The 20,390-nt window shown below is 61.1% G+C and carries 25 protein-coding genes and 4 pseudogenes; 7 read left to right on the forward strand and 22 right to left on the reverse strand.

Annotation, left to right across the window (positions count from 1 at the left end; translation table 11 throughout):
• Window positions 1–10 precede the first annotated feature (10 nt).
• Window positions 11–1,099, reverse strand: a complete 1,089-nt coding sequence (locus tag L0A91_RS11515) for an HNH endonuclease signature motif containing protein (RefSeq protein WP_235244559.1) — start codon at window positions 1,097–1,099, stop codon at window positions 11–13.
• A complete protein-coding gene (locus tag L0A91_RS11520; protein WP_235244560.1) occupies window positions 1,081–1,659 on the reverse strand; it encodes a hypothetical protein in 579 nt (192 codons plus the stop codon). Before L0A91_RS11520 ends, L0A91_RS11515 begins: the two co-directional genes overlap by 19 nt.
• 491 nt (window positions 1,660–2,150) lie before the next feature.
• On the opposite strand from L0A91_RS11520, the gene L0A91_RS11525 reads away from it, so the two are divergent.
• Window positions 2,151–2,744, forward strand: a complete 594-nt coding sequence (locus L0A91_RS11525) for a DUF6318 family protein (protein ID WP_235244561.1) — start codon at window positions 2,151–2,153, stop codon at window positions 2,742–2,744.
• Between the two features lie 108 nt (window positions 2,745–2,852).
• A complete protein-coding gene (locus tag L0A91_RS11530; RefSeq protein ID WP_235244562.1) occupies window positions 2,853–3,620 on the forward strand; it encodes a hypothetical protein in 768 nt (255 codons plus the stop codon).
• 79 nt (window positions 3,621–3,699) lie between these two features.
• On the opposite strand, the gene L0A91_RS11535 is transcribed toward L0A91_RS11530, so the two are convergent.
• From L0A91_RS11535 to L0A91_RS11575, 10 genes and pseudogenes are all read right to left on the reverse strand, one after another.
• Window positions 3,700–4,026, reverse strand: a complete 327-nt coding sequence (locus tag L0A91_RS11535) for a rhodanese-like domain-containing protein (RefSeq protein ID WP_220122068.1) — start codon at window positions 4,024–4,026, stop codon at window positions 3,700–3,702.
• Between the two features lie 57 nt (window positions 4,027–4,083).
• A pseudogene (locus tag L0A91_RS11540) lies at window positions 4,084–4,943 on the reverse strand (Fpg/Nei family DNA glycosylase).
• 22 nt (window positions 4,944–4,965) lie between these two features.
• Complete coding sequence (locus L0A91_RS11545) at window positions 4,966–6,069, reverse strand: App1 family protein (RefSeq protein ID WP_235244563.1); 1,104 nt, start codon at window positions 6,067–6,069, stop codon at window positions 4,966–4,968.
• 144 nt (window positions 6,070–6,213) lie between these two features.
• Window positions 6,214–6,702, reverse strand: coding sequence for a peptidoglycan-binding protein (locus L0A91_RS11550; protein ID WP_235244564.1), 489 nt, complete (start codon window positions 6,700–6,702; stop codon window positions 6,214–6,216).
• A 39-nt stretch (window positions 6,703–6,741) separates the two neighbouring features.
• The gene (locus L0A91_RS11555; protein WP_235244565.1) at window positions 6,742–7,296 is read right to left on the reverse strand and encodes a hypothetical protein; all 555 of its coding nucleotides are present in this window, start codon (window positions 7,294–7,296) and stop codon (window positions 6,742–6,744) included.
• Between the two features lie 200 nt (window positions 7,297–7,496).
• Window positions 7,497–8,165, reverse strand: a complete 669-nt coding sequence (locus tag L0A91_RS11560; RefSeq protein WP_235244566.1) for a hypothetical protein — start codon at window positions 8,163–8,165, stop codon at window positions 7,497–7,499.
• A 162-nt stretch (window positions 8,166–8,327) separates the two neighbouring features.
• Complete coding sequence (locus L0A91_RS11565) at window positions 8,328–8,834, reverse strand: hypothetical protein (protein ID WP_235244567.1); 507 nt, start codon at window positions 8,832–8,834, stop codon at window positions 8,328–8,330.
• Window positions 8,835–8,843: 9 nt separating this feature from the next.
• Window positions 8,844–10,247, reverse strand: a complete 1,404-nt coding sequence (locus tag L0A91_RS11570) for a sugar nucleotide-binding protein (protein WP_235244568.1) — start codon at window positions 10,245–10,247, stop codon at window positions 8,844–8,846.
• The gene (locus tag L0A91_RS19960) at window positions 10,247–10,495 is read right to left on the reverse strand and encodes a hypothetical protein (RefSeq protein ID WP_397333715.1); all 249 of its coding nucleotides are present in this window, start codon (window positions 10,493–10,495) and stop codon (window positions 10,247–10,249) included. The genes L0A91_RS11570 and L0A91_RS19960 overlap by 1 nt, the downstream gene beginning before the upstream one ends.
• Window positions 10,486–11,257, reverse strand: a pseudogene (locus tag L0A91_RS11575) (dTDP-glucose 4,6-dehydratase). Before L0A91_RS11575 ends, L0A91_RS19960 begins: the two are co-directional and overlap by 10 nt.
• A 37-nt stretch (window positions 11,258–11,294) precedes the next feature.
• On the opposite strand from L0A91_RS11575, the pseudogene rfbA reads away from it, so the two are divergent.
• A pseudogene (rfbA, locus tag L0A91_RS11580) lies at window positions 11,295–12,154 on the forward strand (glucose-1-phosphate thymidylyltransferase RfbA).
• A 17-nt stretch (window positions 12,155–12,171) separates the two neighbouring features.
• Here rfbA and L0A91_RS11585 read toward each other — a convergent pair.
• Both L0A91_RS11585 and L0A91_RS11590 read right to left on the reverse strand, forming a co-directional pair.
• Window positions 12,172–12,450, reverse strand: a complete 279-nt coding sequence (locus L0A91_RS11585; protein WP_235244569.1) for a PqqD family protein — start codon at window positions 12,448–12,450, stop codon at window positions 12,172–12,174.
• A 139-nt stretch (window positions 12,451–12,589) separates the two neighbouring features.
• Window positions 12,590–13,342, reverse strand: coding sequence for a nucleotidyltransferase family protein (locus tag L0A91_RS11590; RefSeq protein WP_235244570.1), 753 nt, complete (start codon window positions 13,340–13,342; stop codon window positions 12,590–12,592).
• Between the two features lie 150 nt (window positions 13,343–13,492).
• Between L0A91_RS11590 and L0A91_RS11595 the strand changes: the two genes are divergently transcribed.
• Genes L0A91_RS11595 through L0A91_RS11610 form a run of 4 tightly spaced genes read left to right on the forward strand, consistent with a single transcriptional unit; the run spans window position 13,493 to window position 15,796 of the window.
• Window positions 13,493–14,749 carry a polysaccharide biosynthesis tyrosine autokinase gene (locus tag L0A91_RS11595; protein ID WP_235244571.1) on the forward strand — a complete coding sequence of 419 codons (1,257 nt, stop codon included), beginning with the start codon at window positions 13,493–13,495 and terminating at the stop codon, window positions 14,747–14,749.
• Entirely contained in the window at window positions 14,746–14,961 is a 216-nt protein-coding gene (locus L0A91_RS11600; RefSeq protein WP_235244572.1) for a hypothetical protein, read from the forward strand. The genes L0A91_RS11595 and L0A91_RS11600 overlap by 4 nt, the downstream gene beginning before the upstream one ends.
• Window positions 14,958–15,215: a hypothetical protein gene (locus L0A91_RS11605; protein ID WP_235244573.1), complete on the forward strand. Its 258-nt coding sequence runs from the start codon at window positions 14,958–14,960 to the stop codon at window positions 15,213–15,215. The genes L0A91_RS11600 and L0A91_RS11605 overlap by 4 nt, the downstream gene beginning before the upstream one ends.
• On the forward strand, window positions 15,182–15,796 hold the full coding sequence (locus L0A91_RS11610) for a hypothetical protein (RefSeq protein WP_235244574.1): 615 nt from the start codon (window positions 15,182–15,184) through the stop codon (window positions 15,794–15,796). The genes L0A91_RS11605 and L0A91_RS11610 overlap by 34 nt, the downstream gene beginning before the upstream one ends.
• A gap of 48 nt (window positions 15,797–15,844) precedes the next feature.
• Here the strand turns inward: L0A91_RS11610 and L0A91_RS11615 are convergent, their stop codons facing one another.
• The 8 genes and pseudogenes from L0A91_RS11615 to L0A91_RS11645 form a co-directional block, all read right to left on the reverse strand.
• Entirely contained in the window at window positions 15,845–16,858 is a 1,014-nt protein-coding gene (locus tag L0A91_RS11615; protein ID WP_235244575.1) for a glycosyltransferase, read from the reverse strand.
• A gap of 32 nt (window positions 16,859–16,890) precedes the next feature.
• Entirely contained in the window at window positions 16,891–17,010 is a 120-nt protein-coding gene (locus L0A91_RS17580) for a hypothetical protein (RefSeq protein ID WP_260115204.1), read from the reverse strand.
• The gene (locus L0A91_RS11620) at window positions 16,959–17,519 is read right to left on the reverse strand and encodes a GDP-mannose 4,6-dehydratase (protein WP_260115205.1); all 561 of its coding nucleotides are present in this window, start codon (window positions 17,517–17,519) and stop codon (window positions 16,959–16,961) included. The genes L0A91_RS17580 and L0A91_RS11620 overlap by 52 nt, the downstream gene beginning before the upstream one ends.
• 50 nt (window positions 17,520–17,569) lie before the next feature.
• Window positions 17,570–17,860: pseudogene (locus L0A91_RS17585) on the reverse strand (GDP-mannose 4,6-dehydratase); the annotation flags it as partial.
• The gene (gene gmd, locus L0A91_RS11630) at window positions 17,857–18,843 is read right to left on the reverse strand and encodes a GDP-mannose 4,6-dehydratase (RefSeq protein ID WP_235244576.1); all 987 of its coding nucleotides are present in this window, start codon (window positions 18,841–18,843) and stop codon (window positions 17,857–17,859) included. The pseudogene L0A91_RS17585 and the gene gmd, both read right to left, overlap by 4 nt.
• Window positions 18,844–19,104: 261 nt before the next feature.
• On the reverse strand, window positions 19,105–19,551 hold the full coding sequence (locus L0A91_RS11635) for a glycosyltransferase (RefSeq protein WP_235244577.1): 447 nt from the start codon (window positions 19,549–19,551) through the stop codon (window positions 19,105–19,107).
• Between the two features lie 43 nt (window positions 19,552–19,594).
• Window positions 19,595–19,975: a hypothetical protein gene (locus L0A91_RS11640; RefSeq protein ID WP_235244578.1), complete on the reverse strand. Its 381-nt coding sequence runs from the start codon at window positions 19,973–19,975 to the stop codon at window positions 19,595–19,597.
• Window positions 19,953–20,156: a hypothetical protein gene (locus L0A91_RS11645; protein WP_235244579.1), complete on the reverse strand. Its 204-nt coding sequence runs from the start codon at window positions 20,154–20,156 to the stop codon at window positions 19,953–19,955. The genes L0A91_RS11640 and L0A91_RS11645 overlap by 23 nt, the downstream gene beginning before the upstream one ends.
• Window positions 20,157–20,390 lie beyond the last annotated feature (234 nt).

Here is a 20,390-nt window from a genome sequence, read left to right on the forward strand (position 1 = left end):
GCGTGTCGACCTAGAATGGCGGTGGGTCATTTTCTGCATCAATCGCGGCCCCTCTAACTGAGGGCCCATCATGATCCTTGGCCGCTGGGAGCCCACTCGGGTCTCGGTCGATGAGGCCTTCAGCGCCGTAGATGGCCGCCAGCGCTACCGGCGATGGCCCCGGTCGCACCATCCCGCCAGGAGTGTGGTGCTGCAGCGAAAGCAGAGCTGCCATCTCAGAGCTATCGCCATCGTCAGACATCGGAGTCAGAGATCCGCTGCGCCAGTGCTCGGCTAAAGCGAGATAGACCGCGCTATCCGCGCTGGGTTCGGTCTGTCCCTGGCTCGGACTCCCCATCGGAACCGCTGACCCCTCAGCGGCTAGAGCCATCAACGACCTGTAGTCGTATGGACGAGTCACATACGAGCGGCCAAATAGCGTTGACCACGAGACTCGACGATCGGGGTGCAGCTCGCTCTCCCACAACTTCATTGTCTTGTTGTTGTGATGGAAAGAGTGCTTCAACGCCAGGTTGGTCTCACTTGTCTCGCCGCCGTCGGCGTACGGACGTTCGTGATCGGGTTGGCAACTCCTTGCATCTCGCACACAGCCAGGCCCACGACAGGTCCGATCAGCGGCCCTAATCTGCTTTAACATCTCGGCGTCTGGCAGATAGGTGGCCACGGATCGCTCGAGGCAACGGCCATCGGCCGGGTCTGTGAGGATGCGGTGGATTGTCGTGCCGGGGGTGAGGGCCAACTCGCGCCCGTGTTCGGCGGAGATTGCGCCGATGCCGCTAATGCTCCCGGTCTCTACAGATGCTCCGTCCACAAGAGCGTTCAATGGCACGACGACTTCAAGTTTGATTGGGGCCGGATGCCTATCGAGGGCCGCCCTGACGAGGGGCCCGACGTCAGCGATCCCAAGGTGGCCCGATCCGACCTCCGACGCTGCTGCTGCTGCTGCACCCTGACCCGAATCTGCCGCGCTTTCTGGGATCGACCCGTGGATGATGAGCGCCAGAGCAAGATCTGACCGAATCTGCCCAATCGTTCGAGGATCTCCAGCGGCTCGGGCTTTGCGAGCGATGACGTCAACCCTCAAGGCAGCCGCAGCCACCGAGGCCGCACCCCTGTTAACGAGAGAACCCCAACTCCATCGTCATCAATGTCAGCGAATGCGTCTCGGTCTCGAAGCCGACTTTCGCGTCGATCTCGCGCCGTCGCCTGCGAGCCCTCCACCGAGATGACGGCACGGCCGAGGCGCTCAGCGAACTGAGCCTGTGACGGTCGGACAGGCTGCCCGTCTCCATCGACATGCGGTCCGAGAGCCGCCCCCGCTATCTTCTCCGCGGATTCAACGCTGAGGCCCCGGACCCGTCGCCAGAAGTCCAGCACAGCCCGGGAATCGTTCCACCCTTCGCGCAATCCGCATAGAGCTTGGCTAGCAATTGAGCGAGGAGCCAAGGAGAGACTCACCCGGTCATGACAGTTTTGGATGCCCCAACCTGCGAGCGCGTTGAGCTCAGCTGCAACCGCTGACTTTGCGCACGCCCGCCAGCGCCTCGCCTGGGCTGGCGTCAGGTCTGCGGGACTCGTCACCCCGAGGCCCGGCAGCAACTGCTCTCCGCGGAAATCGTCATCATGCGCGCCGTCTCGAATAGCTCCGCTTCGCACCATCGCCCAAGAGCAACAGAGGCCTCAGCGCGATCCCCCAGCGCTGCACAATGACCGGAATCTGAGGGCTGGCCAGAATCCGCATGCGGCCCATTGGGCGCGAGACGCACGATGTGCGCGGCGATAGCTGGCTGATAACCACACTCGATCAATAGCTTCCGCGTTTCCTCAGTCACCGATGCGCGACTTCCCCGGCCCTCAGAACTCTTCGCCGACGGCACCACATCGCTCGGATCTCCGCGCCCTGCCCCAAGATTCTCAGTCCCCATTTTCGACTCCCCAGTCGGTTCAATAGGTCCATATTAGTACATATGTTCGATGTTGGCTAGAGGCCTGACTCGCTTCCTGCCCCTTATTTGGCCGCGGCACCTAACGGACGATGTGGCCGAGCCTGTGGATCAGGACTGCACAAATGGGCATCAATCAGGCAGACTTAGGCGCAGGGAAAGTTGCGGCCGTGGGGCACGCAGCGAAAACGATGGGGGACCAACGCGATGCGTCGCTACTTTGTTGCATCCGCTCTAGCGCTGGGCCTGGCCCTGAGCGCCTGCTCAGACGCCGGAGAGCCGAGTATGCCTCCGTCTGGTGATGGCGCCCGAAGCACGACAGCAGTGCCGTCAGACGACCAAGTTGTTGCTACGACTGAGGCGCCCAGCAAGGCTGCCGAGCCGACTGCGATGCCGACTTCTGAAATGGAGGAGAGCGTTGAAGGGGCGGAGGCGTTTGCCACCTACTACATGAGCCTCATCAACGCAACCGTTTCCGACCCGCGCACGGGCCTTTTCACGGAGTTCGCCTCGCCCAGTTGTGAAGGTTGCTTGAACCTGGAGAACAGCGTGAGCGACCTGCAAGCAGACGGCCTCTCAGGACCCGACACAGTGATTTCGTATTCGGAACCACGCATCGAAATGACGGGCAGCACCTACGTTGCGCAGTTCGACGCAAACCAAGACGCATACGATTTAGTAGACAGCAACGGCACAGTCGTGAGGTCGGTCGAAGGAGCCCAAGGGCTTCTAGTGCAGTTAAACCTCCGCTGGGATACAACCGGTTGGGTCGTTGATTCTTTCGCTTCGGCCAGTGTCTAGGCGAAAATGTTGACTCTTCTCGCAATGACGCTCGCTCCGCTACAAGTACAAATTCCATCCTGCGGTGCGTTGGGCTGCACTTTTGATGATGCTGGTGTCTACGTCGGCATGTCCAGCGCTGAAACCACAGCCTTGTCAGCCGTCTACCCACCCGGTTTCAGCGCGGAGCAACCGACTGAGTGGTACGAATACCTCAACGTCTTTGACTGCCGGGGCAACACGACGGCCAACCCGACCAGCGCCCTCTGCGCCCGCGCCGTCACCTATTGCCAAACGGCGATGCCCAATAGCTCTGGCCCCTACAGCCGAGTCTTTCGACGCCATGCAGACGCCGACGGGTCAATCGGCACCTGGGAGTACATCGGCAACACCTGCTTCACCGACGAAACTCCAGCCCAATCCGGCGCAGCGCCGGGCCTGACCGAAGCGATGATCATCGAGCAATTCCACCGCACCGAGTTCGCCCTGCCAACCACGACGATGCAACCACCCGGCAACCGCACGCTCATCAACTTGCCCGTCTACTACCAACTCGCCTGGCCAGAAGCCGGATTTGCCCCTGGCGAGATCGACAGCACGACCCTCGTCGGCCACCAAGTCGACATTCGCCCGCGACTCGACTCAGCGACCTACTTCTTCGGGGACGGCTCAACGAGCGGACCGACAACCTCCCTCGGTGGCCCCTACCCGACCGGCGACATCACCCATACCTACACGTCATCCGGTGCAGTGAACCCACATATCGAAGCCACCTACACCGGCGAAGTCAGCGTCGATGGCGGAGCCTGGCAGCCGATCCCCGCAACAGTGTCGATCACCGGCACAGCCGAAGATCTTCAAATCCTCACATCGACGAACCGGCTCTACCAAGACTGAAAAACGCCCCGGCCACCAGGCCGGAGCGCTTTTCAAGAGGTGAGCTCACGGCAAAAGCCGCTGAGCCGACGGTCAGCCATTAGCCAACTCGCGGGTCCTCCCCATTTTCAGAGACCATCGCCTTGCCTGCGGCGTCCCAGGCCTGCATCCCGCCATCAACATTGACGGTCTCCAAGCCCTGCTGGTTCAACCACTCAACGGCACGCGTCGAACGGCCACCGCTGCGGCAAATTACCGGCACGGTCTGCCCGACCGGCACGTTACCGAGAGCCGTCGGCAAGTCTTCAATCGGAGTAAACACCGCATTCGGTGCGTGCCCCTGATCCCACTCCTCCCTGCTGCGGACATCAATCACGACAGCATCGTCGGCGAGGCTGCTTACGTCGACATTCTTTACATCGGTCATGCCGCCATAATGCCAGGCATGACCTCTGACGCAAACGAATAGCGCGACGCGTCAAGGTCACTTCAACAGTTTGGACATCCGTCGATCAGCCAACGGCTTGCCGCCGGTCTGACAGGTCGCACAATATTGCAGCGATGTGTCGGCAAAACTGACCTCTCGCACCACATCACCACACACCGGGCAGTCTTCTCCCGTGCGCCCATGCACCCGCATACCACTGCGCTTGGCATCTTTGAGCTCCGCCGCAGGTTTGCCATGAGCGACCGCAACCGCACCCAACAGCGTCTCGCGCAGCGCCAGATAAACGGTATGCACTTGCTCGGCTGACAATTTAGGCGCCATGGCAAACGGGGACGTCTTGGCGACATGCAAAATCTCATCCGAGTATGCGTTGCCCACCCCCGCGATCACGCTCTGATCGCGCAGCAGACCCTTGATCTGCTTGTTGTGCTCACTCAAGATCGACGCGAACGCGTCTTCAGTGAAGTCATCATCCAACGGGTCCGGACCCAACCGTGCCACGCCGGGGACCTCGTTTGCGTTTTCCACCACGTATGCCGCCAAGCCCTTGCGCGTGCCAGCCTCGGTCAGGTCAAAACCTGACTCATCGGACAACCGCACTCGCAACGCGATAGGCGATTTGCCAGGGCGCACTCGGGTTTTTGGAATCTTCTCTGACCAACGCAGCCATCCCGCCCGGGCCAGGTGAAAGATCAAATGCGTGCCATCAACATCCACGTCAATAAACTTGCCGTGTCGACTCACGCCATCAATGGGGCGCCCGACTAGTGAAGACGGCTGCGGGCTATAGGTTTTCAGCACGGCGATCGAGCCCAACTCGACATCGGTGATGACTTGGCCGACCGCGCGATCACCCAAAAGTCAGTCAATGCCTGCACTTCAGGCAACTCCGGCATACCAGCTCCGCTCTTTGCCGCGCTAGCTTTGGTCAGCCTGAGGCACCCACGACGACTCAGCCAGGCGGCCTCTGCGCCGCCGTGCGCTCTGAATCAGAGTATGCAGCGTGAAGCCATCGGGCGCACGCACAATCGGGATGCCGCCCCGCAAACGCCCCAGCAACTCATCGGTGGCGATCGGCAACCCGTGGCTCAAGAACTGCTGCGCTGGGCTCAGCTGTCGAATGGCGATCGCTTCGACCCGCTTCGGGTGATCGTCCGCGAAGTCGCTGTAGATCGCCGGATCATGCTGCCCGTCATCACCAACCAAGACCCAATTGAGGTCCGGAAATTCTTTGGCCAACCGCGCCAATTGCCCTCGCTTGTGTGCCTGGCCACTGCGGAACCAACCTGTGTTCGTCGGCCCCCAGTCGGTCAACAGCATCGGCCCATTGGGGTAATCATGCCTGCGCATAAAGCGTGTCAGCGTAGGCGCCGTGTTCCAGGCTCCAGTCGACACATAGAAGATGGGAGCGCCTTGGTTCTCAGCCATCAGCGAGCGATACATCGCGGCCATCCCCGGCACCTCTTCGCGCACCTCTTCACTGCGCACGAAAGTGTTCCACGCGGCGATCAGTGGGCGCGGCAGGAGAGTGACCATCACCGTGTCATCGATGTCGCTGACTAGGCCAATCGCAGCGTCTGGGCTGACGATATTGACGTCTGCCTCGATCTTGTCGCCACTCAGCACGCTCAACTTGACCCGATGCCACCCCGGCTCCAGTCCATGTCCGGAGACCGTCGCGTCAAGGTAGCCCCCACGGTCGGTGCGTACTACTCCACTAGCCACCCCCACCTGCACTCGGACCGGCGTATTGGCAGCAGGAGCCGTCAAGAACGCTTTCCAGCCGCGCTCAAAGACATCCGCCTCTTCGATCTCTTGCCTGGTCGCAGTGGCCGCCGATGACGGGTCCGACGACTCACCCTCTCGGCTGAGAAGCACCCGGCCAAGCACGCGCACTCGATCGGCCGTCCCATAACCGGTGTAACCAATAATGCGTTCGCGCCAACCGCGAGCGCGCAGAACCGATTCGATGCTGCCAAAAAAGGCGTCCTCTATCAGCGAGGCAATATGCGGACGGGACATGTTCCCAGCCTAAAGGAAATCAGTCGTTTTGCGTCCAACTCGCAACGTTGCCGCCGTGAACACTTAACGGCACTGGCATTGCTGCGCCTGCGATCCCAGCGTCCAACTCTGCCCAGGTAAGCCCGTCCACGATGCCCGTGGGAGTCAGACCAGACTCTTTTGCGCGGACCGCACCGCTTCGGCTGTCAGTGGGCCAAAGATCCCATCGACTTCGACATCAAGTTGGGTCTGCAACACCGAGACCTGATAGCCCCGATCTCCCTCTTCTGTCTGCATCGATCGATACGGCATCGTCGGATAGTCCTGCAACTCCAAGACGTGCCACAACGTCGCCGATGTCTCATCTCGAGTCTCCAGCCACGGGTGGTCTTCGGTGAACTCCAGCAGCGCAGCCTTGGTGGCGGGCCCAAAGATGCCGTCGTCTTCAACACCAAGCCCCTGTTGCAACACCTGCACCGCTGGACCCTCGGCGCCTTCGGCGATCACTTCACCTCGGTATGGCGTGTAGGCCGACTCGAGGTAGGTCGGGCCTTCATTCGCGCACGTTGCATCGGCACGGGCCTGCAAGGTGATGACAGCCAACCCAGACGCATCGACTTCGCATGGCCCCAGGTCGGGAAGTTCGACGGGCACCCGGTCCACCACGACGTGCGCATCATGGCGCCGTCCCAGCTAAACGAGAAGTGCACGTGGTCTGTGTGGCGACTGGCCGACATACCCCGGCCACCCCGAGCCATCGGGACGGAAGATCTGGTTGTTCCAGATGATCGACTGCATACCGAAGCGCTTGGCCATCTCGCCGTCGTTGGCGCTCAACCAAGCAACGACCTCGTCACCGATGCGCCGGTCTTGGGGGTCAAAGGCGTTCAGTTGCCAGTCGATCGCGCGCCCGTCGTAGTGATCCGACTTCATGTTTAGGCACGTGCGCGATGTGGTGTAGCCGGGCCGGTCCCACTGATCGCCTAGCAGGGCACCAAAAGCTTGCAGGCCAGGACGGTCCTGCGGGTCACAAAAGACGTTGGACTGGAAAGCCCCGGGCAAGTCAACGTCATCTGGAAGATCGTCGCGCTTCGGGCCGCCGGGCGTCGGGAAGTTGCTGTCGGCCGGCAAGGTCTGCAGCGTCGTCGGGCCAGTTGAGCGCCCTCCATAGGAGCGGCCAGAGGAGTTATCGGAATCGTCGTTGTTATCGGCACTGGCTGGAGCCACCACAGCCACGGCGGGCAGCATGGACGCACCGACCACAGCTCGCCACACCCCAGGACGAATCCTTCGAGTCTGCCGGCGGTGTTTTGGACTCGACTTTGTGCCCACAACACACCCTCTACTCTGGCCACATTCACGGTTTGTGGCGGCCCTACTACTTCAGAGTAGGGCGGTCAGGGGCGACGCGCTAGACCAAACGGTTGAAGATTCCCATCGATTCGCTCCTAGCCTTCGGCGAGCGCATTCACCTTGTCGACCTGAGCGTTAACAACTGTCTCAACATCCTCTTGCGTCACGCCTTGACCAAGCACAGCAACGATGGTGTTGCCCTCAGTCTTGCCAGCCATCGTCATCTCTACGGTCTGATCGGCGATTGCGACCGTGATCTTGGTGCCATCCAGGTTGTCCAACGACGAGAAGGTCATCGTGAAGCCCATGTTGGCATCAGTCACCTCGACGTCAGCACAGGCATCGTTGACCTCGTTGAGCAGGTCAAGCGGGGAGTCACCGGCAGCAGTGCCGACGACGACCTCCATCTCTGGAGTGATCAAAGCGCCTTCGGTCTCGCTGATGAAAGGCACGGAAGACTCAGCCGTGGTGGCGCTGCCGCCAAAGTCAGTCGCCTCAAGCGCGGTGAGGCACTCTTCGGGGACGTCGGCGTCCTCCATCAAAGCGGCCAGCGAGTCGTCCGGGTCAGCGGTCTGCGTGCCAGCATCAGCCGCGCGCTCCGTCACAGACCCGCGGGTGTAACCCTCCAGCGGGAAGTCTTCCTGGGTCAGCAGCGCCTCAGCGGTCTGCGCCTGCGTCAGGTCTTCGTCACCCGAGTCGCCACAAGCGGAAAGCCCGGCCACAGCCAGGGCAGCCATCGACAAAGTGGTCACAGTGCGGCGCATGGTCAAACTCCTTGAGCAATTCGGGGTACTGCCAATTCGGGGTACTGCCAATTCGGGGTGGTGCACATTCAGGGTGGTGCACATTCAGGTCCAGCACATTCTGAGTCGCGCCTTCAAGCACGTCAGGGAACAGCCTAGCCCGCTAGGCCGCCAACCTGGCCACTACACCCCGCACCAGTTCATCGATCTGCTCGGCCGCGGCATGCGTTGGCTCATACCCTTGCCGTACGGGTCGGCGATGTCATCAGCCTTGCTAGCCCGGCCACGATGCTTCTTGACCGCCTTCAGCAACTCGGCACCCGTCACCGACTCAGGCACCTGCTCCATCGCCTTCGCGAACTGACCCAGCGTGTAGAGCTTGCCAACAAACTGCGGAAAATCTTCCAGCAGGTATGTCCGGTGCTCAACTGTCATGGTCAGCACCAGGTCCGCTTCGCGAAGGTTCGCCGCGACCGTCCGCTCGCTGGCGATCTGGGGCGAGCGGACTCCGCGATCGCTCAACTCCGCCACCATCAGCGGGTCCATAACCAAGCCAGGTTTGGCGTGGGTGCCAGCGCTGATCACCCGCAACCGATCCGGCCCGGCCACGTTCTCAGCCAGCGCGTGGGCAAACGTCGACCGACAAATATTGGCGGTGCAGACAAACATCAGAGTCAGTGGCTTAGACACAAGATCAACTTATCCGACTGACCCACGCAGATAGCGGGCCAAGCTTGCACGCTGATCTGTTGTCTCGAATCCGGTGGCTTCGATCGCTGACAGATCCAAGACCGACCACTTTGGCCGAGGGGCAACTGGCTCGGTGGCCCCAGCGAAATAGTCGGCAGTCGAGATACCGGTGACATCCGTTGCTTCCCGGCCGCTGGCCACAAACGCAGCCTCAGCAATCTGCGCCCACGTCATTGGCTCACCCGCGCTCGTGACGTTATAGGTGCCATATGGTGCCGACACGTCGATGAGGTGTCGAGCGGCACGCGCCAAGTCTTGCGCGAAACTCAACCGGCCGACCTGGTCGTTGACCACGCTGGGGCTGACCCCATTGGCAGCTAGTCGCTGCATTGTGGAGATGAAGTTATTGCCAGACCCGATCACCCACGAGGTGCGCAGGATGTAGTGCTGTGGGTGCACGGAGACAGCCAGGTCACCAGCGGCTTTGGACTGGCCATAGACGCTGAGCGGAGCAAAATCATCGGTTGTGGCCCACGGCTCATCGGCAGCGCCGTCAAAGACATAGTCGGTTGAGAAGTGCACCAACCGCGCGCTGGCCCCAGCTGCCGCACGAGCCAACGCGGCAACACCAACGGCGTTGGCGGCCCAGGCTGCGCGCCGGCCCGTCTCAGTCTCTGCTCCATCGACCTGGGTGAAGGCGGCGGCGTTGATCACTACGTCATAGCCAGAGAAGTCGAACGCCTGGACGGCAGCGGCGTCAGCCAGGTCCAATTCATCGCGTGCCACCGCGTCCGCGTGGGGCAACTCGGCCTGCAGCGCCTGGCCGACCTGGCCGCGAGCGCCGATGATCAGAGTGCGCAGAGGTGGGATGGGTTTGATGTCAGCCAGCCGTGGATGGTTCTCATCTTTGGTCGAAATCTCAGCCTCGCTCAACGGGATGGGCCAGTCGATGGCTACCGTCTCATCGGCCAAGTTGAGCAAGGTGTAGGCGACATCGGGGCTCCAGTGCTGGTTCACCAGGTAGGAGTACACGGTGCCGGGCACCTGAGTTTGATAGGAGTTGCCCACTCCGCGCGGCACGAAGACAGCCTTGCCCGGGTCCAGCATTTCGGTGTGCACGACGCCCTGAGATGGGCCAGGTCGCAGGTCCACCCAGGCACAAAAGGCCTGGCCGTGAGCGATGGACACCAACTTGTCCCATGGCTCGGCGTGGATGCCACGGGTGACACCGGCGGCTTCGTTGTAGGCAACGCTGTGCTGCACGGGCGCAAAATCAGGCAGGCCTAAGGCCACCATCTTTTCGCGCTGCCAATTCTCTTTGAACCAGCCGCGATTGTCCCCATGCACGGGCAAATCGAGGACAAAAAGACCTGGAATGGCAGTCTTTTCAACGAGCAACTGCGACCCAGCCATCACTGGCCCCCTGCCGCGTAGCGGTTTTCAACGTCATTCTTCGTTGGCGCCCACCAGTCCTGGCGCTCGCGGTACCACTCGATGGTCCGGCGCAGTCCCTCACTGAAGTCCGCATACTCGGGCGTCCAGCCCAGCTCGTCACGCAACTTCGATGAGTCAATGGCGTAGCGAAGGTCGTGGCCAGCGCGGTCATTGACGTGGTCAAAGTCGTCGGCAGCCAGGCCCAGCGACTCCAGGATCAGGCCCACCACTTCACGGTTGGACTTTTCGCCGTCAGCGCCGATGAGGTAGGTCTCGCCGACCTCCCCCGAGACAAGATTGTCCAGACGGCGCTGGAGTGGTCATCGGCGTGGATCCAGTCGCGCACGTGGTCGCCGGTGCCATACAGCCTTGGCGCGGCCGCCCTGCAAAAGGTTGGTGATCTGGCGCGGGATGAACTTTTCAATGTGCTGCCAGGGGCCATAGTTGTTCGAGCAATTGCTCAGGGTGGCTCGCACGCCGAAAGAGCGAGCCCAGGCGCGCACCAGATGGTCAGCCCCGGCTTTGGAGGCCGAATACGGACTGCTCGGTCGGTATGCCGTGGCCTCGGTGAACCTCTGTGGGTCGTCCAACTCCAGGTCGCCATAAACCTCATCGGTGGAGATGTGGTGCAACCGCACATCGTGCTTGCGCACAGCCTCCAGCAAGGTGAAAGTGCCCACGATGTTGGTTTGGATAAACGGGCTTGGGTCGTTCAGCGAATTGTCGTTGTGCGACTCGGCCGCGTAGTGCACGACGGCATCTTCGGGCCCGCTGAGTCGACTAACCAGGTCATCAACCAGGGCTGCATCCGCCACGTCGCCTACCACTAACTCGACTCGCTCTGCGGGCAAACCTGCCAGCGACTCCCGGCTTCCCGCATACGTGAGTTTGTCCAGGACGATCACTCGCGCATCAGTGTTTGCCACCACGTAGTGCACAAAGTTGGACCCAATAAAGCCGGCTCCACCGGTCACTAACAGTTGTTGCATATGCCAAGAATAGGTGAGTCTCGGCTACCGTCGGCTCATGCGTGGAATCTTGCTGGCTGGTGGCACTGGCTCTCGTTTGCACCCGATCACCCTGGGGATTAGCAAGCAATTGATGCCTGTCTATGACAAGCCGATGGTCTATTACCCCCTATCGACACTGATGCTGGCCGGGATCACCGATATCTTGATCATCACTACACCGCATGACGCCCCGCAGTTTCGGCGGTTGCTGGGCGATGGGTCGCAGTTCGGAGTCTCCTTGAGCTATGCCGAGCAGCCGAGCCCAGATGGAATCGCCCAGGCCTTTCACATTGGGGCCGAGCACATCGGCAACGACAGACTGGGCCTGGTGCTCGGCGACAACATCTTTTACGGACCAGGCCTAGGCAACCAGTTGCGCCGGTTCTCGACCCTCGATGGCGCAGCTATCTATGGCTATGAGGTCAGCAACCCCAGAGAATATGGCGTCGTCGACTTTGATGACAGCGGGACCGCGCTGTCACTGCAAGAGAAACCAGAAAACCCACGCAGCCGGTATGCGGTGCCCGGCCTGTACTTCTACGACGACACGGCGGTGGAAAGGGCGCGTGGCCTGCAGCCATCTGCTCGTGGCGAACTCGAGATCACCGACCTCAACCGGCTCTACCTGGAAGAAGGAAACCTGCAGGTGCAGGTCCTACCACGGGGTACCGCGTGGCTCGACACTGGAACTGTTGACTCACTGAACGATGCCGCCAATTATGTGCGAACTCTTGAGGGCCGGCAGGGTTTGAAGATCGGCGCCCCGAGGAAGTTGCCTGGCGGATGGGATATTTGAGCGACGCCGAACTTGCCGAGCGCGCCGAGCCCTTGCGCAAGTCGGGCTACGGGGACTACTTACTGGGGTTACTGCGCTAAACCAGCGCGTGGGCGACCTAATCGAGCTGGATTAAGCCGATCTCGGAGAAGGACGCCAAGGCGGCGTGCACGCCCTCAGCCACATCTTCCGGGGCGAGCTCAAAATCTTCCGCGATGGCGGCAACCAAGTCGTCCTCGCTAGGAGCCTCGCTCAGGCGCAGCCAGATCATCGCGCTGGCATCTTCCAGCACCACTAATGGGCCATCGGGGAGCACTGCAACATAGAACAGCAGCTCACCGCGCGCTCCTTGGCGTTCAATCTCCACCACATTGTCGCCCTTGTGCACGAAACTCACTCGTGCCTCCTGGCCCGGTTCCGCAGCGTGACCAACCCGACACCCGCAACTCGGACTACTTCGCTGAGGCCCTTGCGGGTGCGATGGCCAAACTCACGGACGACGTCTGCGTTTGTGGGGACGCGCCCTAATTCGAATCTCAGGTGGTCACGGCTGACCAGCAAACTCTGCATCGTGATCCGCAGCGCATCCCGCTTGGTTGGCGCCTCGGCGATCCGTGCTTGCCACTGGATGAGTCGCGAGGTGTCGTCTGACGCGGTGCTCCATAACCGAGCGCCAGGCCGATGAGCCACGGTCTCCCTTGACCCAGACCGAAGGCAAAGCCCACGTCTGCGTTGAGTCGCTTGACTAGCCCGCGCACTTCAGCCTGGAACTCTGCGGGTTGAGTGTCCCAGGCAAAGTCGATGGCTCGTTCACGCACATGTTCATAGGGCGCCCGAGCTGCATGCAGAATCAAAATCAGGCTTTGAGCGGCCCTCGACGGCACCGGGCATGAAATCCCAGCAATTTGAGCAAAATCACGTTCTTGCCAGATCTGGTCAAAAGCAGCCTCTGGCGACATATCAAAACCGGGCCAACGGCGATGGACATCAACGCTGGCCCAACTGTCGTGGTGGTACACGGCGGCATGCTCAAAAGCAGAGCCAGTGGTGAAGCCCGTGAGCCGAAACCATCCGTGCTGGCCGATCGCATCGAGGAATTCTTGCAGGTGGGAGGGCCGCACCAGAATGTCGGCGTCCTGACTCGAGGCGTGCTCTCGACGCAGCCCTGGAGCCACGGCTGGGCCTTTCACATGCAGTACGTCGAAGTCATGTGCCTCAGCAAGATGGGCCATCACGGCATGCGCGAATCGGACGCGTACCGAGATTGGCACTTCCTTCTGCTGATTCATCGCTTCTTATCCTAAGTCTCTGGGCACGCCATTACCCGCCGACCACGTTAGAGTGGACGACGCCCGTGATACACCACAGAAACCCGTGAGGCCCGTGACACTCAAGATTTCGTCAGAATCACCCGCATTAACGCCGTGTGGATTCTGCTGATGATTACCCTTGGCCTTGCGCTGTCTTTTGCTTACACATTGCGCCAGCCCGTTCTGTACGTCGCTAACGCCTCGGGGTACGTGGTGGCTGGCAATTCGTCCACCGTCGGCGATGCTTTCTCGGGTGCCAGTTTGGCTAAGGAACGAGCCGCCGCCTACGTGCCGCTGGTCAGCAGCCGTCCCGTTGCTGAACGCGTTATCGAAGAGTTGGGCATCGACGCAGACCCGTCGGGCCTCGCGGCATCGATCTCCGCCTCTGTTGCTCCTGACTCCAACTTGATGCAGATTCAAGCCACGTCGAGTAGCCCAGAGCAGGCCCAGGCAGTGGCTAACGCGGTGATCGCAGCCACGGCTGCCGAGGCATTCGAGATTGAAAACCAGGACCGCGCTGAAGGCGAGCAGGCCAACTCGATTATCCAGGTGGTGCCGGTCGAGGAAGCACTGCTGCCAACATCGCCTTCGTCGCCTGACTACCCCTTCAACTTGGCTATCGGTGCGTTGATTGGCTTGGGCGCCGGCTACGCCATCGCGTTTATCCGCACCCGTCTGGACCGCAAGATCCGCTCGGTGAGTGACGTCGAAGAGACCATCGACGTCCCAGTTTTGGGCATCCTGCCTGACACCAAGGACCTGCGAACCGCTCCCGTCGACGGCAGCCTAGAAGACCAGGGTCCAGCGTCTGAAGCCTTGCGTCAGCTGCGTACCAACCTGCGCTTCGCCGATGTTGACCGCCCCCCGCGCTCCATCATCGTTACCAGTTCCAATGCTCAAGAGGGCAAGTCGACAGTCGCCTCTAACTTGGCGATCATGTTGGCCAGTGCTGGTCAGCGCACACTGCTCGTTGACGCTGATTTGCGGCGTCCGACGGTGGCCAAGCGAATGGGCGCCGACTCAGCCGTTGGCCTGACCCAGGTGCTGGCAGGCGATGTGGACGTTGCAGACACCATCCAGGATTCAGACATCCCCCACTTGAGCATCTTGACTGCTGGTCGGGTCCCGCCGAACCCGAGTGAATTGCTGGGCTCCCTGCGGATGGAACAGTTGGTCCGCGAGTTAAGCGGTGACTACTTCGTGATCTTTGACGCCCCGCCACTGCTGCCGGTCACCGATGGGGGCCTGCTCAGCGCGGCCGTTGACGGCACGCTCTTGGTCGTCACGGTCGGGTCGACCTTTAAGGAAAACATCCAGCAGAGCGCCAAGATTCTTAGCCGCGTCAACAGCAAGTTGCTCGGGTGGTGCTCAACAAGGCACCCATGAAGGGCATGGGCTCCGTCGTTTACGGCTACGGCTACAAGACCAGCAAACAGGACAGTTATTACACCTCTGTTTACGGCAAGGCGTCACGCCGAAAAGCCAAGGCGGAGAAGAAGGCCGCTGCAAAGCTGGCCCGATCGACGAAACCTCGACGACCGGTGAGCGCGACCTCAGCGCTGAAAGCCGTCGCTCACGTCGGAGCTGATCAGCAATGACCCGCTCTCGCGCCCTGATTGTCGCGCTGGCCTTAACAATGGTCGCCATTCTCGCGGCAGCCTGGTGGGCCAGTCGCGGCGCCTCCTCTGCGCCTTCAACCGCTGCTGATCTGGACCCCTCTACGTCCACCGCGAGCGTCGGAGCAACCGACGAGATATTTGGGCCACTCGTGCTAGATGTCAGCAGCAATGGTTCATTGATTCGCGCTCAGTTGGGCAGTTGCACCAGCGCGTCCGAGCCGACTTGTGGGTGACCGATGGAGCCAGCGAGGCTTTCGTCGAGACCTCGGCTGTGCCGCTGAGCAAGATCCAATCGGCAAACATTGATGGTGATGACCTCACCCTGATTGGCGCCGACGAAGACTGCACCGCGACTAAGGCGACCTCTGACGATGGCGGCCAATCATGGACGACCGAGGAGGACGACTCGATCCCGAGCGACTCAAACACGTGTGCCATAGCGTCGGTTCACGATGGCGCCGATGAGGCACTAGCTCTCTGCGGTGACGGCGGCTCAATCTCGCGCATCACCAGCGAGGGGGAAGTCAACGGCATTACGGGATTGCCTGAGATCACGGGCGTAGCGCAGACCCAAGACGAGACGTTCTATGCCATCGTCAGCACCGAGAGTTGCTCCTCGAGAGTGCTCGAATACGGCACGGCAGAGGTCGGCGACTCCGAGGAAGAGCAATGGTCTGAGTTGAGCTGCATAGGCTTTAGGACTGCCGCAACTGGCCTGGCCATTGATGAAGACGACACGATGTATGTGCAAGCGGGCAACGATCTCCTGATCAGCGATGACGGCCTCGAATGGACCAACCCGCTGGACGGTTAAGCCAAGCGGTCAACCTCAGCCCGCAAGCGCTGGGCAAACGCAGTTTCGCTAAACCGCGCAGCGTTGGCCTCCACCGCACTGCGCTGCCACACGCTCATCCGCACGGTCGAGGGCCGCGCGAATTTGATCTGGGAAGACGTCGTCAAAGTACTCCCCAGAGACTCCCTCTTGAACGGTATCGAGATACCCACCTGCGCGAAGGGCGACCGTGGGGATACCGAACCGATTCGCCTCTAACGGTGTAAGGCCAAAGTCTTCGCGACTCGGAGCCAAAAGCAACGTGGCATGCCGATAGCACCAGCGCAGTTGGGCCTCGCTGAGGTCAGAAACAATCCGCGCATTGTTGGGCAACAGCGCCCGCAATCGCTCCCGTTCTGGTCCAAACCCGACAACCACGAGTCGGCGATTCGTGCCGCGCACCGCTTCAATGGCCTTGTCAACATTCTTATAGGCCATCAATCGGGAGACCAAGAGGGTGAAACCACCCGCCCCCCAGTCGCTCAGCGCGTTGACCGGCTCGATGGAGCCTTCCGTGGGAAAGGTCGTGGGCGGACCCAACAACTCGGACTCACGGCCATAGGCGCGGTGGATACGCTCTTGGATCACCCGCGCATTGGCAAAGTAGGTGTCCGCTCCGACCGCTGCTTTGCGGTCCCAGGACAGCAGTGGCTTCTTCAATGCCTTGAGAGCCACCCGCTTGGGCGAAAGGCGCGGGGCGTCGCCGAGATAATCCGCTGATTCATACAACCATCGAGCAGGTGAGTGGCAATACACAATGCGCGCACCCGTGGTTGGAAACGCGTGAGCCCACCCGGAGGAAGAAGCGATGACGACGTCCGCGTCGATCTTCATCCGACTCGAGAGACCCGCCAAGATCGGCAATGCGCGACGGGGGTCCGTACGCAACAGAGCAACGCGATTGGCTGACGAAACATGCACCTTGTAGTCGCCAAACTCCGGGTAGGTGGTCTGCGGGTTGTAAAACGTGGTGTGCACCTCTGCCCCCGGAAAAGCACGCAAGATCGCCAAGACAACCCGTTCGGCGCCACCTCGCTGCGTCACATAATCATGGGCGATCGCGACACGGGGCCTGCTCACTGTTGTCCTTGGTGGATTTCCGAAATATCGGCAGCCACCATCTGGGCCACCATCTCTGCGAAAGTCACCGACGGTCGCCAACCCAGCTCACGAGCGGCCTTGCTGGCATCTCCCACCAGCTCGTGGGCATCCACGGGCCGGAAGAATTGAGGATCGATGCGCACCAGGTGCTCCCAGTCGGCGATACCCACCGCGGCAAAGCGGCCCCCACAAAATCACGAACCGAGTGCGCTTGCCCCGTCGCGATCACGTAGTCGCCAGCGGCTTCACGCTCGCTAGCGAGCCACATCGCCTTGGCATAGTCCGGTGCCCATCCCCAGTCACGTCGCGCATCCAGGTTGCCGAGAACCAACTCGCTCTGCTGCCCGGCGGCAATTCGCGCTACACCAGCGGTGATCTTGCGCGTGACAAACCGCTCAGGCCGCCGCGGCGACTCATGGTTGTAGAGCACCACCGTGCTGGCATGCATCCCTCGAGCCCGATACACCCCAGTCAGTAAATGCCCGTATGCCTTGGCCGCCCCATAAGGGTTGACCGGCGCCAACGGGGTCTCTTCAGTTTGCGGAGACGTTGTCGGTTCGCCAAAGATTTCGGCACTTGAGGCCTGCACCCAGCGAATTGGCACCCCCTCCTCGTCTGCTGTGCCCAGACCGCCTCGAGCAGGCCGGCAACGGCTAAGCCCGTCACGTGGCCCGCTAAGAGCGGTTGCTCCCAAGAGAGCCCTACCGAACTGATGCCCGCGAGGTGAAAGACGGCGGTTGGCTCGACATCGGAAAGAACCTCAGACATTCGTAGGGTGTCCCTGATGTCAGCCACATGGACGGTAACCCCGCCTGGCACATGGGTGCGGTCGTCCTCGGCGCGAACCACACCATGCACATCGATGCCCTTGCTCACGAGAAGCTCGGCTAGGTACGAACCGTCCTGGCCGGCGACACCCGTGATCAGCGCGACGTGAGCACTCACTTGCCTGCCAACTTGCGCTGCTCAGCCAGATCGTTGTCGACCATCATCTGCACCAGTTCGGTGAAACTCACTGTGGGCTCCCAACCCAACACCGTGCGCGCCTTGCTGGAGTCACCGATCAACAACTCAACCTCAGCAGGCCGCATGAACCGCGGGTCTTGCTTGACCAGGTGGCCCCAGTCATCAATACCGGCGTGCTTGAAAGCAACATCCAGCAGATCCCGAATTGAATGGCTCTCACCGGTTGAAATGACGTAGTCATCGGCCTCGTCCTGCTGCAGCATGAGCCACATTGCTTCGACGTAGTTGCCAGCGAAGCCCCAGTCGCGTTTGGCGTCAAGATTGCCCAAGGTGATGTCGTCTTGTAGTCCCAACGCAATCCGCGCCACCGCCTGACTCACTTTGCGCGTCACAAACTCTGGGCCGCGGCGCGGTGATTCATGGTTGAAGAGCACACCCGACGATGCGTGCATCCCATAGGACTCGCGGTAGTTAATCGTCATGTAGTGGCCGAAGACTTTGGCCACACCATAGGGAGAGCGCGGCCACAACAAGGTTGACTCTTTCTGGGGCACCTCTTGGACCTTGCCGAACATCTCAGAGCTTGAGGCCTGATAAAAGCGGATCGACTCCGGACTATCACCGGCGTGCAATCGCACCGCCTCCAGCATGTTCAACACCCCCGTGCCAGTCACATCGGTGGTGACATGCGCGTTTTCCCATGAGTAGGCGACGAAAGACACCGCACCCAGGTTGTAGACCTCATCGGGCTGAGCCTGCCGCAGCGTGCGCATCAGGCTAGAGAGATCGGTGAGGTCGCCGGTGTGCAGGATGACATCGGGGACGGCCTCTTGGACCATTGCGATCTTGGGGTTGTTTTGGCCACGGACCATCCCATGCACCTCGTAGCCCTTGCTCAGCAGCAGTTCAGCGAGGTAGAGACCATCTTGTCCGGTGATGCCGGTGATTAGTGCGCGTTTCATCGTTGAGGTTCCTAGCGTTCAATTCTCGGTGACATCGTGCGTGGGGCGGCGGGTCTGGCCAGCAATTGAGGCTGACTCGACAGCCAAGGAGACTTCATCATCTGCGGACCCCGTTTGCTGTCGCGCGCTCTAACTCGGCAAGAAAACGCCCTTCGCCCTGCTCTGGGCTGAAGTTGGCTGACCAGCGATCATGGCTGGCCTGCACCGCGCGGGCCATAGTTGGGGATGACAATTCTTGAATCGCCCGACTCAAAGTCTGCGTCAGTGATTGCACGTCTCCGCGCGACTCATGTACGGATAGCCGTCGCCCACGACCTCAGGGATACCCCCAGCGTCGCTGACGACCACTGGGACGTTGGCTGCCATTGCTTCGGCGACGACAAGGCCGAAAGGCTCCTGCCAACGCGACGGGAACACTGCGATGTCGACAGCGTCAAAGAAGTCATCGCGAGCAATCCAGCCCACATGCTCAACGCGATCGCCAAGCGCGCTCATGGCTGCCTGGACCCGGTCGGCATCTGCGGGTGCGACAAAGCGGCTTTCCCCAGCGATAAAGACCCGCATCCGCACTCCCCGCGAAAGCAACGCCGCGACCGATTCACACAGGTCAACCACTCCCTTGTCCGAACTTAACCGGCCCAAAATCCGACGACGGCGACGGCGCCGTTGCTGCGCACCCGCGATCGCGGCGCGTCCGTCCAGTTCCACAAAATACGGCTGTTTGGCACCGCTGTAGCGACGAAGTGCGAATTCACCACGACATCCCCGCGGTAGCGCGCCACGCTGAGTGCTGCAGACTGCAACTTGCTCTGCGGGTGCTGATGCACATGCACAACCCGATGTGAGCGGCCAGCCGTGGCCACCGCAGGGAGCAATCCGTGGCACCACAACAAGCCCGTTCGATGGCGTGCATCCCAAGCGCGCAAGGCGCGGGCATACTGAGCGCGGCTGGAAGTTTTAAGGCCGCAGGGGTGGCCCCGAGTGCCGCGGCCTGATCAACCACCCCATCTGAGGCTGCCGAGCCAACCACGCTCACGTCGTACCCCGCGGATAGAGCCGCCTTCACGGTGCGCAACAGCATGACCTCGCCGCCACCAACCGTGGCCTGATTAGCGGCGAAGGTGACGGCCACCACTGGGCTCACCTCGCTCAAAGATGCCTTTGGTCCCTCGAGAGGTCCGCTCATCACGGCGCCGTCGCGCGTCCAGGAGATACCACGCGGTGATTCCGAAGACGACCGCCCCCGCGAGGTCAAACCACACCTCACCCAGGCTGACAGCGACCACTGCGATCGCCAGCAGTGCCGACTCCATCCACCCGCTTCGCAACCGGGTAGGCAGCCGCACCAAGCCCACAAAACAGCCGATCAGAAAGATGAGGATGCAGGCTAAAGCCAGATATCCACCCTCGGAGACGACAGCAGCATACGAATTGTGGAAAAGAAGGTGTCCCCATCAACGATCACTGATGCGCTGCCTGCGCCACCCCCTGACCATGGCTGCTGGGAGATTTTGTACGCGACTTGCTCTGCGATGGTTGCACGCAGC

The sequence above is a fragment of the Ornithinimicrobium sp. INDO-MA30-4 genome (genome assembly GCF_021535045.1).
Lineage (GTDB): Bacteria > Actinomycetota > Actinomycetes > Actinomycetales > Dermatophilaceae > Ornithinicoccus.

Bases quoted from the DNA above. Each gene is read 5' to 3' on its own strand.
- L0A91_RS11520 (WP_235244560.1), bottom strand. From the start codon at position 1,659: ATGGTGCGAAGCGGAGCTATTCGAGACGGCGCGCATGATGACGATTTC.
- L0A91_RS11525 (WP_235244561.1), top strand. From the start codon at position 2,151: ATGCGTCGCTACTTTGTTGCATCCGCTCTAGCGCTGGGCCTGGCCCTG.
- L0A91_RS11530 (WP_235244562.1), top strand. From the start codon at position 2,853: ATGTCCAGCGCTGAAACCACAGCCTTGTCAGCCGTCTACCCACCCGGT.
- L0A91_RS11535 (WP_220122068.1), bottom strand. From the start codon at position 4,026: ATGACCGATGTAAAGAATGTCGACGTAAGCAGCCTCGCCGACGATGCT.
- L0A91_RS11545 (WP_235244563.1), bottom strand. From the start codon at position 6,069: ATGTCCCGTCCGCATATTGCCTCGCTGATAGAGGACGCCTTTTTTGGC.
- L0A91_RS11555 (WP_235244565.1), bottom strand. From the start codon at position 7,296: ATGCTGCCCGCCGTGGCTGTGGTGGCTCCAGCCAGTGCCGATAACAAC.
- L0A91_RS11560 (WP_235244566.1), bottom strand. From the start codon at position 8,165: ATGCGCCGCACTGTGACCACTTTGTCGATGGCTGCCCTGGCTGTGGCC.
- L0A91_RS11570 (WP_235244568.1), bottom strand. From the start codon at position 10,247: ATGGCTGGGTCGCAGTTGCTCGTTGAAAAGACTGCCATTCCAGGTCTT.
- L0A91_RS11590 (WP_235244570.1), bottom strand. From the start codon at position 13,342: ATGAATCAGCAGAAGGAAGTGCCAATCTCGGTACGCGTCCGATTCGCG.
- L0A91_RS11595 (WP_235244571.1), top strand. From the start codon at position 13,493: ATGATTACCCTTGGCCTTGCGCTGTCTTTTGCTTACACATTGCGCCAG.
- L0A91_RS11600 (WP_235244572.1), top strand. From the start codon at position 14,746: ATGAAGGGCATGGGCTCCGTCGTTTACGGCTACGGCTACAAGACCAGC.
- L0A91_RS11605 (WP_235244573.1), top strand. From the start codon at position 14,958: ATGACCCGCTCTCGCGCCCTGATTGTCGCGCTGGCCTTAACAATGGTC.
- gmd (WP_235244576.1), bottom strand. From the start codon at position 18,843: ATGAAACGCGCACTAATCACCGGCATCACCGGACAAGATGGTCTCTAC.
- L0A91_RS11645 (WP_235244579.1), bottom strand. From the start codon at position 20,156: ATGGAGTCGGCACTGCTGGCGATCGCAGTGGTCGCTGTCAGCCTGGGT.